This is a genomic window from Micromonospora sp. NPDC023956 (assembly GCF_040639195.1).
Taxonomy (GTDB): Bacteria; Actinomycetota; Actinomycetes; order Mycobacteriales; family Micromonosporaceae; genus Micromonospora.
In genome coordinates this window covers 1-12,496 of sequence record NZ_JBEZZN010000027.1, presented here as the reverse complement: position 1 = coordinate 12,496, position 12,496 = coordinate 1, and the positions used below count along the sequence as shown (strand labels likewise).

Below are 12,496 nucleotides of genomic sequence, written 5' to 3'. Positions count from 1 at the left end.
CATCGCGGAGAAGGGATTCTCGGGTCTAAATAGAATGAGCGTTCGTTTTGGAAGGAGCGGGAGATGGCCCGTGCCCGGTCGCCCCTGATGCTCGCCCTGCTGGTCGCCGCCCTGGTGGTCGGCGTGCAGGCGTTGCTCGTACCCCTGTTCGCGGCGCCGGCGGCGAACCTGGCCCCGCGTGACCTGCCGGTCGTCGTCGCCGGCCCGGCGCCCGCCGTGGACGACCTGGTCGACCGACTGGCCGCCGCCCGGCCCGGCGGGTTCGCGGTCACCACCCGCCCGGACGCGGCAGCCGCCGACGAGGCCCTGCGCGACCGCGAGGCGTACGCCGCCCTGGTCGTCGGTCCGGACGGGCTGGCGCTGCACACCGCGCCCGGAGCCAGCCCCACGGCCGCCGCACTGCTCACCGAGGCCGTCGGCGGCCTGGCCGGCGGCCGACCGGTGTCCGTGGTGGAGGTGGTCCCCACCGACCCGGACGACCCGCGCGGCACCGGCCTGGCCGCCGGGTTCCTGCCGCTCACACTGACCAGCCTGATCGCCGGTGCGGCGCTCGCCCTGCTGGTCGCCGGTCGCGTCGCCCGGCTGGTCGGTCTGCTCGCCTACGGGGTGCTGGCCGGGACGGGCGGCGTGCTCGTGCTGCACGGCTGGCTGGGGGTCCTCGACGGCAACCCGCTCGCCGAGGCGGGGGCCATGGGGTTGTTTGCGCTGGCCGCGTCGGCCACCGTCGCCGGCCTGAGCGCGCTGCTCGGCCCCGCCGGGATCGGACTCGGCGCGCTGCTGGTGTTCCTGGTCGGCAACCCGCTCTCGGCGGTCAGTGCCGCGCCTGAACTGCTGCCGCAGCCGTGGGGCGCGGTCGGGCAGTGGCTGCCGGCCGGTGCCGGGAGCAGCCTGCTCCGCTCGGCCGCGTTCTTCGACGGTGCCGGTGCCGGTCACGCGCTCGCCGTGCTGGTCGGCTACGCGGTGATCGGAGTCGGTCTGACCCTGGTCGGCCGCCGGGCTCCGGCGGACGCCGCCCGGACGCTGCCCGGCCCCGCACGTCGCGTCGACAGGCCGGTGGCGGTCAGCGGCTGACCCCGCCCGGGACCCCCTACTACGGCGTGTCGTTGATGGGGGAGGATGTACGGCGTGGAAGCTATCCGGCTCGTACTGCTCTATGTCCACCTGATCGGGTTCGCGCTGCTGCTCGGCGGCAGCATCGCCCAGCTCGTCTCCGGGAAGATCAGGATCAATCCTGCGATGCTCTGGGGATCGATCATCCAACTGGTGACCGGGCTGGGCCTCTCCGCCCCGTTGCGGGACGGTGACGAACCGGCGCCGGCGAAGCTTGTTACCAAGTTGGTGCTCGCGCTGCTCATCTTCGTCATGGTTTTCTTCTCCCGGAAGCGGGACGCGGTCAACCGGGGGCACTTCCTGGCAATCGTCGGGTTGACCCTGGTCAACGCGGCGGTGGCGGTCTTCTGGCGGTGACGCCCGGTGCGGTCGGGCGCCCGTTGGAAGACGGCGTCCGACAGCGGCCCAGCGCGTTGCCGTGAACCCGGCGAGTGACCTGCCGCACGACACGGTTACGTAGCGGTAACAGCCGCCCAACAGTCCTGCACGATTGTCGGCTGGCGGGAGGGCGTGCGGCTACGCTTCGCGTCCGTAACGTGAGACGCCGGCGGCAAGGCGCAGGCCGGCTTGATGACTGTCACCGTCGTAGCGCGGTGGCGATGGGGAGGGAGTCGTCTTGCGCTCTGTGCGTGGGATGCGGGTCGTCTCGGCCCTTGCGGCCGGTGGGCTGGTACTCGGTGCCGCCGCGTGCGGTGAGGCTCCGGAGGAGAACAACGGTGCCGGCGACGGTGGCGAGAAGTACACCGCCTGCATGGTGACCGACGTCGGCGGTATCGACGACAAGTCGTTCAACACCTCGGCCTGGGCGGGCCTGAAGGCCGCCGAGGCCAAGAACAGCAACATCGAGGTCAAGTACGTGGCGTCCAAGGCCGAGGCCGACTACGTGCCGAACCTGACCCAGTACGTGAACCAGAAGTGCAACTTCATCCTGGCCGTCGGTGGCCTGATGGCCGACGCCACCACGGCGGTCGCCAAGGCGAACCCGAACCAGCAGTTCGGCATCGTGGACGCGAAGCTGCCGGAGACCAACGTCTTCCCCATGCAGTTCGACACCGCCCAGGCCGCCTTCCTGGCCGGCTACGTTGCGGCGGGCATGACCAAGACCGGCAAGGTGGGCACCTACGGCGGCATGAAGATCCCGCCGGTGACCATCTTCATGGACGGCTTCGTCGACGGGGTCGCCCACTACAACAAGGTCAAGGGCAAGAACGTCCAGGCGCTCGGCTGGAACAAGGCCACCCAGAACGGCTCGTTCACCAACGACTTCGTCAAGCAGGACGAGGGCAAGAAGGTCGGCGACACCCTGGTCGCCCAGGGCGCGGACATCATCATGCCGGCCGCCGGTGGCGCCGGCGTGGGCACCACCGCCGCGGCGCTGGCCTCCGGCGGCAAGTTCTCGACGATCTGGGTGGACAGCGACGGCTGCGAGAGCACCCCGCACTGCGCGGCCATCGTCACCACCGTGATCAAGAACGTCAAGGACGCGGTGACCGACGCGGTGACCCGCGCCGCCGACGGCGAGAAGCTGGAGCAGGCCAAGGGCTTCCTCGGCACCCTGCAGAACAACGGTGTCGGCCTCGCCTCGTACCACGAGTTCGACAGCAAGGTCCCGGCCGAGCTGAAGACCGAGATCGACAAGCTCAAGGCCGACATCGTCGCCGGCACCGTGACCGTCACCTCCGCGGCCCAGCCGAAGTGACCCCGGACCGGCCGTCGGCGGCGCGACCGCCGATCCGGTGGCCGGCCGTCATCGCGGGATGAGCACGCGGTCGCCGCAGGCGTTCCGAGCCAGCTCGGAACGCCTGCGGCGACACCGCTGCGGATCGACGAACCCATTCCTCGCCGGGCCTGCCGGCGGCTAGGCTGCACCATCGCTCGGACTCGGGAGGTTCCGCTGAGACTCGAACTGCGTGGCATCACCAAGCGGTTCGGTGATCTGGTCGCCAACGACCACATCGACCTGACGGTGGAGCCCGGCGAAATCCACGCGCTGCTCGGCGAGAACGGCGCCGGTAAGTCGACCCTGATGAACGTGCTCTACGGCCTCTACCAGCCGGACGAGGGCGAGATCCTGGTCGACGGTGAGCCGTTGCGGCTGAAGGGGCCGAGCGACGCCATCGCGGCCGGCATCGGCATGGTGCACCAGCACTTCATGCTGGTGCCCGTCTTCACCGTCACCGAGAACGTGATGCTCGGCGCCGAGCAGGTACGCGGCGGCATCGCCGGCTTCCTCGACCAGCGGCGCGCCCGACGTCAGGTGGTCGAGGTCTCGGAGCGCTACCACCTGCGGGTCGATTCGGACGCGGTGATCGAGGACCTGCCGGTCGGCGTCCAGCAGCGGGTCGAGATCGTCAAGGCGCTGACCCGAGAGGTCGACCTGCTCATCCTGGACGAGCCGACCGCGGTGCTCACCCCGCAGGAGACCGAGGAACTGCTCACGGTCATGCGGTCGCTCAAGGCGGCCGGCAAGTCGATCGTCTTCATCACCCACAAGCTCGGTGAGGTCAAGGCCATCGCCGACCGGATCACGGTGATCCGCCGGGGCCGGACCGTCGGCACCGCCTCACCGGAGGCGAGCCGGGACGAACTCGCCGCACTGATGGTCGGGCGCCACGTCCAACTCACCGTCGACAAGACCCCGGCCCAGCCCGGCGCGCCGGTGCTCGAGGTGAGCGGCCTGGTCGTCGACGACGAACGGCAGGTCCGGGCGGTGGACGGAGTGGACCTGACCGTCCGCGCCGGTGAGGTGCTCGGTATCGCCGGCGTACAGGGCAACGGCCAGACCGAGCTGATCGAGGCGATCATGGGGCTGCGGCCGGCGCTCGCCGGTTCGGTGGCCCTGGCCGGGGAGCGGATCGACGGCTGGTCGACCAAACAGGTGCTCGGCGCCGGGGTCGGCTACGTGCCGGAGGACCGCAGTGTCGACGGCGTGGTCAAGGAGTTCTCGGTCGCGGAGAACCTCGTTCTCGACATCTACCACCGGCCGCCGTTCAGCAACGGGCTGGCGCTGAAGCCGGACGCGATCGCCGAGTCGGCCGCCGAGCGGATCAGCCAGTTCGACATCCGTACGCCCAGCGCCGAAGCCGCGGTGGGCAATCTCTCCGGCGGTAACCAGCAGAAGGTGATCGTGGCGCGGGAACTGTCCCGCCCGCTGAAGCTCTTCGTGGCCGCGCAACCCACCCGGGGGGTGGATGTCGGCTCGATCGAGTTCATCCACCGGCGCATCGTGCACGAGCGGGACGTGGGAACGGCGGTGCTGCTGGTCTCCAGCGAGCTGGACGAGGTGATCGGCCTGGCCGACCGGATCGCGGTGATGTACCGGGGCCGGATCCTCGGGATCGTCTCTCCGGACACCCCGCGTGAGGAAATCGGTCTGTTGATGGCCGGTATCACCGGCGAGGCGGCCACACCCACGACTCCCGACCCCCTTTCAGTAATCGAGGCACCACGATGAGCGAGCTCGGCGGCGGGACGGCCCCGCCGGTCAAGAAACGGGCGGGTCAGGCGGCGGTCGCCGACCCGGACACCCGTACCCCGGCCGGGACGAAGGCGCCGGACGGCGCCGGTGACGGGCACGGCTCGCTGGGCAGCCGGTTCCTGCACAACCTCTGGGCGGCCAACACCTACACGGTCACCGTGCTGGCCATCCTGTTGGCGATGGTGATCGGCGCCATCCTGATCATCATCTCCGACCCGGAGGTGCTGGCCGCCTACGGCTACTTCACCGCCCGTCCGGGCGACGCGCTCGGCTCCAGTTGGGCCGTGGTCAGCGAGGCGTACGCCAACCTGTTCAAGGGCGCGGTGGTCGACCCCGCCGCGGTCTCCGCGTGGATCGACGGCTCCGGCGGCTGGCAGCCGGTGCTCGCGCCGATCTCCGAGACGCTCACCTACACCACGCCGCTGGTCTTCACCGGCCTGTCGGTGGCCCTGGCGTTCCGGGGTGGGCTGTTCAACATCGGCGCGCAGGGGCAGGCGACCCTCGGTGTGATCCTGGCCGCGCTGGCCGGCTTCCTGCTGCCGCTGCCGCCGGTGGTGCACCTGGTCGTGGCGGTGGCCGCCGGTGCGCTCGGCGGCGCGATCTGGGGGTTCGTCCCGGGCTTCCTCAAGGCACGGACCGGCGCCCACGAGGTGATCAACACGATCATGCTCAACTACGTCGCGTTTTACCTGCTGTCCTGGGTGATCATGCAGAACGGCGTGCACGCGCCCGACCGGTCCGACGCGATCAGCCGCGCAGTCGACCCGTCGGCCCAACTGCCCCGGTTGCTCGGCGGCGATCTGCGGGTGCACGCCGGCATCCTGCTGGCCGTCGTGGTCACCGGGGCGGTCGCCTGGCTGCTCAACCGCTCGACCTTCGGGTTCGAACTGCGTGCCGTCGGCGCCAACCCGGACGCCGCCCGGACCGCCGGGATCAGCGTGACCCGCACGTACGTGCTGCTCATGGTGATCGCCGGTGGGCTGGCCGGGCTCGGCGGGGCGAACATGGTGGTCGGCTCCACGGCGAACTCGCTCACTCCGCTCGTGGTGGCCCAGATCGGCTTCGACGGCATCCTGGTCGCCCTGCTGGGCCGGGTCACCCCCTGGGGGGTCGCCCTGGCCGCGCTGCTGTTCGGCGCGCTGCAGGCCGGCGGCAACCGGATGCAGTCGTACTCCGGGATCTCACTGGAACTGGTCACCGTGCTACAGGCGCTGATTGTCATCTTCATCGCCGCACCGGCACTGGTGAAGGCGATCTTCCAGCTCCGCGCCGCACGGGCCGCCCGCCTCCAGACCAGCCTCGCGAAGGGCTGGTAGCCGTGGTGGGCACGAGGGACCGACGAGCAGGGCGCGTGGACTCCGCAGTTGCGAACGGAGATGGGTAGATGTCGACGATGACTGTCGGGGATGTCGCGGTCGCCCCCGTGCATCGTGGGTTCTGGACCCGGGACCGTAAGGTCGGCCTCGGACTGGTGGCGTTCGGGGTCCTGGCGACCGTGCTCTTCGGAGCACTGGCCACCGGGGAGCAGGCCCGGTTCACCCTCAGCGAGGACGCGGCCGGCGCCGCGTTGAAGATCAACGGCACTCTTGGCGCAATCGTCTTCGGGCTGGTCTCGGTGGCGGCCGGGGTGGCGCTGCTGTCCGGTGTCGCCGCTGGCTGGTTCCGGCTGCTGCTCGCCGTCGGCGTGCTCGGTTTCGTGTTCTCGTTCCTCTGCTGGCAGGTCTCGGCCGCGCCAGCGGGGCAGAACTTCATGCCGATGGTGAACATCGTCCGGAACACCTTCCTGCTGGCCCTGCCGCTGATCTTCGGGTCGCTCGCCGGGGTGCTCTGTGAACGCTCCGGCGTGGTGAACGTGGCGATCGAGGGCCAACTGCTGATGGGCGCGTTCGCGGGCGCCCTGTTCGGCACCCTCTCCGGCAGCCTCTGGGTGGGTCTGTTCGCCGCCGCGCTGGGCGGTGCCTTCATCTCGCTGCTGCTGGCCGTCTTCACCATCCGTTACCTGGTCGACCAGGTGGTGATGGGGATCGTGCTCAACCTGTTGGCGGTCGGCCTGACCGGGTTCATCTACGAACGGCTGATGCAGCCGGACGCGCCGACCTACAACCAGCCGCCGCAGGCCAAGACCTGGTCGATCCCGCTGCTCTCCGACATCCCGGTGATCGGCCCGGCGCTGTTCGAAGGCAACTTCTTCCTCTACCTGGCGCTGATCCTGGTGCTGGTGGTGCAGTTCGGGCTGTTCCGTACCCGGTGGGGCCTGCGGACCCGAGCCGTCGGCGAGCACCCCACCGCCGCGGACACCCTCGGGGTGCAGGTGCTTCGGGTGCGGTACCGCAACGTGCTGTTGGCCGGGGTGGTCGCCGGAATCGGCGGTGCCTCCTACACGCTGGCCCTCTACTCGTTCAGCAAGAACATGATCGGAGGCAAGGGCTTCATCGCGCTGGCCGCGCTGATCTTCGGCCGGTGGAGTCCCACCGGGGCGCTGCTCGCCTCCCTCTTCTTCGGCTTCGCCGACCAGCTCGGTACCTACCTGAGCGCGATCAACAGTGTGATCCCGGGCGAGTTCCTGGCCATGCTGCCGTACCTGGCCACGATGCTGGCGGTGGCCGGCCTGGTCGGTAAGGTCCGCGCGCCGGCCGCCGACGGCAAGCCGTACATCAAGGGCTGACCCACCCCGTCCGGTCCTGAGGGCCGTCCCGACACCGTGTCGGGACGGCCCTGTCGTTCGGGGATGGCGTGACGATGGGGCGGTGATGGCCGCCCTGACCAAGCTCCCGTGCAGACACCCCCGTCTGCCCTGGAGCGAGGATGAGACGACCCCTGACCGTACTGACAACACTGACCTGCGCCGTGGCGGTGGTCCTTCCGGCCGCCGCGACGGCGAAACCCCCGCCGGGGAGGACGACCCCGCCCGCCTCGCGCGTGGCGGAACGACCCGCCAGCCGGCCCGCCCCCGACCGGGTCACCGAGCCGGACGCCCGGCTCGGTAAGGGGTGGCGCACCTCGAGGGACCGGGTGGTCACCACGACCGGTGACGCGCTGGGCCTGCACCTGCTGGTAGCGGACGAGGCGCAGGCGTACTCCTGGCGGACCGCGGCGACCCTCGCCGAGCCCGGGTTCGACACCGACCAGTGGATCGGCCAGGCCTGTGTCACCGGGTCCGGCCGCCGGGCGGTCGTGGTGTACGCCCCGCGCACCTTCACCAACCGCGAGCTGCTCATGCAGCGCGGCGGGTTCGCCGCGGTGGTGGACCTGAAGACCGGCGCGGTGACCAAGCTGGCCGAACGGGTGTCACTGGCCTACCACAACCCCGGATGCGGGGCCGGTGAGAAGGCCGTCATCTCCCGCCTGGAGCAGCCGCGCACGGCGGGCGAGGCGGCACACACCTGGCTCGGCACCGTCGACGCGTCCCGGCCGACCCGCGCGGTCGCGGCGGTACGCGCGGCCGGTCAGGTGTCCTCGGCGCTGCCGGTGGGGAACACCGTGGTCGGCGCGAAGGGCAACAACGTGGTCCGGATCGGTGCCGGCGGAAGGCTGACCCGGCTGGCGACGACCCCGGGCACCCCGTTCCGGATGCTCGCCGACGGACCCGACGCGGTGGCGTTCCAGATCGTCCGCGACGGGCGTACCGAGTTCAAACGGTTCGCCGCGGGCCGGGTCTCCGACCACGGGTCGGCGCCGCAGGGGCAGATCAAGCTCCGGCCGGGAGCGGGCGGGCGGGTCTTCGCCGTCGGCGGTCGCGCGGAGCGCGTCACCGCAGGTCGGCTACCCGGTAGCTGGCGGGCGGTGGACGGGCTGCCGGACGCGGACGTCTCCACCACCGGTGCGCTCGTCGTGCAGCGGGCCAGCACCGGACGCGAGGCGGCCGGCACCATCGCGGAACGGCCGAACAGTGACCGCCCGGACCGGGTGCACATCCAGGCCCGGCGGACCGCGAACGACGCGAAACTGACCTTCTCCGTGCAGCCGGTCGTGACGGAGCCCGGACGGCGACCGGCGGCCCGACAGTCCGCCCCGGCACCGTCCGGTCCGTCCGGTCGGTCCGCCGCGCGGGCGACCACGGTCGGGAACCCCAATGTCCCGCACGATCCGGACCGCGCCTGCGCGGTGAGTCGCAACGACCCGACGTTGCAGGTGTACCAGCCGACCGTCCCGCAGATGGAGTGGGCCGCCAACCTGGCGGTACGGAACCAGTTGACGTTCCAACGGCCGGCGAACTGGAACAACAACGGCATGCCGGCGTACTCCCCGCAGGGCATGTTCCCGTCGATGCCCCTCTCCGGCGGGGGCTACGTGCCCGCACAGATCTTCCTGGGCATCCTGGCGCAGGAGTCCAACCTCTGGCAGGCCAGCTACAAGGCGGTGGACGCCTCGTCCGGCAACCCGCTGACCAGTCTCGGCTACTACGGCCTCGACCTGGCCAACCCGGACTTCAACAACATCAACTTCAACGTGAACGCACTGCCGCACCCGGACTGCGGGTACGGGGCGGGACAGGTCACCTCCGGCATGCGGGTGGCCGACACCGGCACGACCGTCGCCGGGGTGGTCTGGGACTACACCAAGCAGAAGGCCGTCGCCACCGACTACGCCACCAACGTGGCGGCGGGCCTGCGCATTCTCCAGGACAAGTGGAACCAGACCCGCAACGCCGGTCTGATCGCCAACAACGGTGACCCGCAGTACCTGGAGAACTGGTGGTTCGCGGTCTGGGCGTACAACACGGGCTTCTATTCCCAGTCGCCGCAGAACCCCTCCGCGCCGTGGGGCGTGGGGTGGGCCAACAACCCGGCCAACACCGACTATCCGGCGGACCGCAAGCGCTTCCTCACCGAACCGCTGGACGTGTACGACTCGAACGGTAACAAGATCGTCGACGACGACATCGGGTACGACAACGCGAAGCACCCGAACCACTGGTCGTACCCGGAGCGGGTGATCGGCTTCGCCTACACCTCGCTCGTCCGCTACAACTACAAGCTGGAGACGTTCAGCCCGACCTACGTGACGGCGGTCAGCCGGAACCCGGACGTCGCCAAGGCGAGCCTCTACACCTTCTGCGAGCCGCAGGTCAACGACTGTGACGAGACCCTGCCGCCGAAGGTTCCGGGCGACTACCCGACCACGAAGGCGGGCGCCTGCCAGCGCGACGACCTGAAGTGCTGGTGGCACGGGGCGATCACCTGGACGGACTGCCTGGTGAACTGCGGCAAGGAGAACCGGAAGTACACCACGGTCGAGCCGCGACCCTACGCCCAGACCGGGGACAACATCCATCCCACCCCGGTCAACTCGGACGGCACCTGCAAGGTGTCCGGCCTGCCCCCGTCCGGGGTGAAGATCATCGACAACATCACCACCACCGTGCCGTTGGGCGCGGAGGGTTGCACACCCACCTTCACCCGGGGCGGGACGTTCGCGCTGAACTTCGCCAACCACACCCAGCCGGACGGGGACGTGGTCAACCCGGGCAAGGTGGACCTCCACCAGATCGGTGCCGGGTTCGGTGGCCACTTCTGGTTCAGCCACACGTACAAGCAGGACGAGAGACCGACCTACCGGACCACCGGTACGTGGACCATCAACCCGACGAACGCCTGGACCCGGGTCTGGGCGCACATGCCGGACCACGGTGCCCACACCCGGCAGGCCAGGTACGTCATCCACCGGCCCAACGGCAGCACCGAACACCGGACCGTCCCCACCCAGTGGGAAGAGAACAAGTGGGTCAACCTCGGGGTCTTCGACTTCACCGGGTCCGGGACACCGAAGGTCGAACTGAGCAACTTCACCCTGGACGGCGTCGGTGTCCAGGACGTCGCCTGGGACGCGCTCGCGGTGCAGGCGCTGCCGAGCAAGCCGCGGCACTTCGTGGTGGCACTCGGCGACTCGTTCTCCTCCGGCGAGGGGGCCGGCGGCTACACGTCCGTCAGCGACCAGTACGGCGACGAGGGCGAGATGCAGAGGAACTCGTGCCGGCGGAGTTCCCGCGCCTGGTCCCAGCAGGCGACCATCCCCGGTGCGCCGGCCAACGTCGCCTCGCTCGCCGCCTCGCACCATCCGGACATCGACGCCCAGTTCATCGCCTGTAGCGGGGCGCGGACGCACAACCTGCTGAGTCCGAGCCTGGTCAGCGGCACCAAATGGCATGGCAACGACATCAAGGGCCAGTACGGCGAGATCAGCCAGATCGACCAGGGCTCGCTCAACGCGAACACCACGGCGGTGATGTTCTCGATCGGCGGTAACGACGCACGGTTCACCAAGGTCGCCACGGCCTGCGCGGCCGCACCCGACTGCAGTGCGGCGAACTACCAGATGGAGGGCGACAGTGCCCCACTCCACCAGGTACAGCAGAACCTCATCCAGGTCGACGTGAAGCAGTCTCTCCAGGCGGTCATCCAACACATCAGGGTGCGCGCGCCGAACGCCAGGATCTTCGTGATGGGTTATCCGCACCTGTTCGAGAACAACTGCGAGTTCGGCCTGGTCCTGCCGGGGACGACAGTGGGATTCTCCTGGAACGAGACGATTTTCCTCAACCAGATGTCCGACATGCTGGTGACCGAGGCACTGCCCTCGAACGCGGCGATCCGGGTGCACGGAATGGACTCCCGGGGAACGTTCGCCGGCCACACCATCTGCGGCAGCAACTTCTACATCAACGGTCCGGTGGCCGGGGACGTGACGACCGACGACGACGGTGACCCGAAACAGGCGTTGAGTATGGAGTCCTTCCATCCCAACCAGGCGGGTAGCCAGGCGTTCGCCAGTATCGTGAACAACTACATGAGTACCTACAACTACAACTGGTAGCGATCGTCCCGGGGCCGGCCACCGTCGTGGACCGGCCCCGGTTCCGGGGGAGGGTGACGATGGCGAAGCTCCACGCGCCGGTGGCCGCCGTGATCGGTGCCGTGGGGGCCGCCGTGCTCGCCGCGCTCTGGCGTGACCAGGCGGACACCCACGCGAACTGCGTGCCCGACACCATCGGTGCCTGCTTCGGCTACCCGGTGCCGATCCTGATCGTGGGTCCCGCGGTGGTGCCCGCCGTCGTGTGGCTCGCCCTGCGGGCCACCGACGCCCGGCGGGCGCTGCCCGCGGCGGTACTCGGCGCCCTCACCACCGCTGGAGCGGTCCTGCTCCAGCAGGCCACCGAGCCGCGCTGGCTGCCACCCTCCCCCTGGCTGGCGGCGCTGCTCGCCGCCGTCGGTTTCGGTGTGGGGACCCTCGTGGTCACCGCCCGCTGGCCGGTGCCCCTCCAGGTCGGACTGGCCCTTCTGCTGCTGGCCCCGCTGGCCGCCTTCGAGCCCTTACGCCGGGAAACCCGGCGCGACGACCGGAGCGCCGCGTTCGCCCGGGTGGGCCTTCCCCTGCTGGTCCCCACGGTGCCCGGCTACCGGGTGGGGTTCGCCGACGCCGACCTGTCCGACCGGGTGCTGTCGGTGACCCTGACCCGGCAGCGCCAATGGATCAGCGTGCACGTGCTTCCCCTGCCGGCGGACTTCGCGCCCCCGCAGCGCTGCGGTCCCACCACCGCCGCCGTCGTGCTGCGGCGGGAGAGCCCGCAACCGTCGACGCCGCTGCCCTGCCGGCAGGTCGGCCCCGACCACTGGACCCGTGCGGAGGCCGGCGGCGAGGTGCATCTGGTGCGCCGTGGCGACGCGTTGGTCCTCGTCAGCCCCGGCACGGACGTGCCGCCCACCGACACCGCGACGGCGGCCGCCACGCTGACCGAGGTGTCGGCGGGCCGCCTGGCCGAGCTGAGCGTCGGGTAGCGCCGGACGGGACGAGCCGACCCGGAACCGCGACCGCGGATGGTCCCGGTACCGGGACGGAACGCGAACGAGGCACGGCCCCGGGGTGGGGCGGGCACTAAAAGCCGGGGGGGGGCCGGGCGGCGGAGGCGGC

8 protein-coding genes are annotated in these 12,496 nt (G+C 70.3%); all 8 read left to right on the top strand.

All coding sequences use genetic code 11. The annotated features are described in order from the left end of the window. Positions 1 to 63: 63 nt before the first annotated feature. The 8 genes from AB0F58_RS29115 to AB0F58_RS29080 all read left to right on the top strand — a co-directional run bounded on the left by AB0F58_RS29115 (position 64) and on the right by AB0F58_RS29080 (position 12,363). On the top strand, positions 64 to 1,071 hold the full coding sequence (locus AB0F58_RS29115) for a hypothetical protein (RefSeq protein ID WP_357149789.1): 1,008 nt from the start codon (positions 64 to 66) through the stop codon (positions 1,069 to 1,071). Between the two features lie 54 nt (positions 1,072 to 1,125). Further along, positions 1,126 to 1,467 (top strand): hypothetical protein, encoded by a 342-nt coding sequence (locus AB0F58_RS29110; protein WP_357149786.1) that lies wholly within the window; start codon positions 1,126 to 1,128, stop codon positions 1,465 to 1,467. Between the two features lie 277 nt (positions 1,468 to 1,744). Beyond that, on the top strand, positions 1,745 to 2,809 hold the full coding sequence (locus AB0F58_RS29105; RefSeq protein ID WP_357149839.1) for a BMP family ABC transporter substrate-binding protein: 1,065 nt from the start codon (positions 1,745 to 1,747) through the stop codon (positions 2,807 to 2,809). A gap of 135 nt (positions 2,810 to 2,944) precedes the next feature. Continuing rightward, positions 2,945 to 4,564: an ABC transporter ATP-binding protein gene (locus tag AB0F58_RS29100; protein ID WP_357149836.1), complete on the top strand. Its 1,620-nt coding sequence runs from the start codon at positions 2,945 to 2,947 to the stop codon at positions 4,562 to 4,564. Further along, entirely contained in the window at positions 4,561 to 5,904 is a 1,344-nt protein-coding gene (locus tag AB0F58_RS29095; protein WP_357149783.1) for an ABC transporter permease, read from the top strand. Before AB0F58_RS29100 ends, AB0F58_RS29095 begins: the two co-directional genes overlap by 4 nt. Positions 5,905 to 5,972: 68 nt before the next feature. After that, a complete protein-coding gene (locus AB0F58_RS29090; protein ID WP_357149780.1) occupies positions 5,973 to 7,253 on the top strand; it encodes an ABC transporter permease in 1,281 nt (426 codons plus the stop codon). Positions 7,254 to 7,507: 254 nt separating this feature from the next. Then, positions 7,508 to 11,401 (top strand): SGNH/GDSL hydrolase family protein, encoded by a 3,894-nt coding sequence (locus AB0F58_RS29085; RefSeq protein WP_357149777.1) that lies wholly within the window; start codon positions 7,508 to 7,510, stop codon positions 11,399 to 11,401. A 59-nt stretch (positions 11,402 to 11,460) separates the two neighbouring features. Then, positions 11,461 to 12,363, top strand: coding sequence for a hypothetical protein (locus AB0F58_RS29080; RefSeq protein WP_357149774.1), 903 nt, complete (start codon positions 11,461 to 11,463; stop codon positions 12,361 to 12,363). The last annotated feature ends 133 nt before the right edge of the window (positions 12,364 to 12,496 follow it).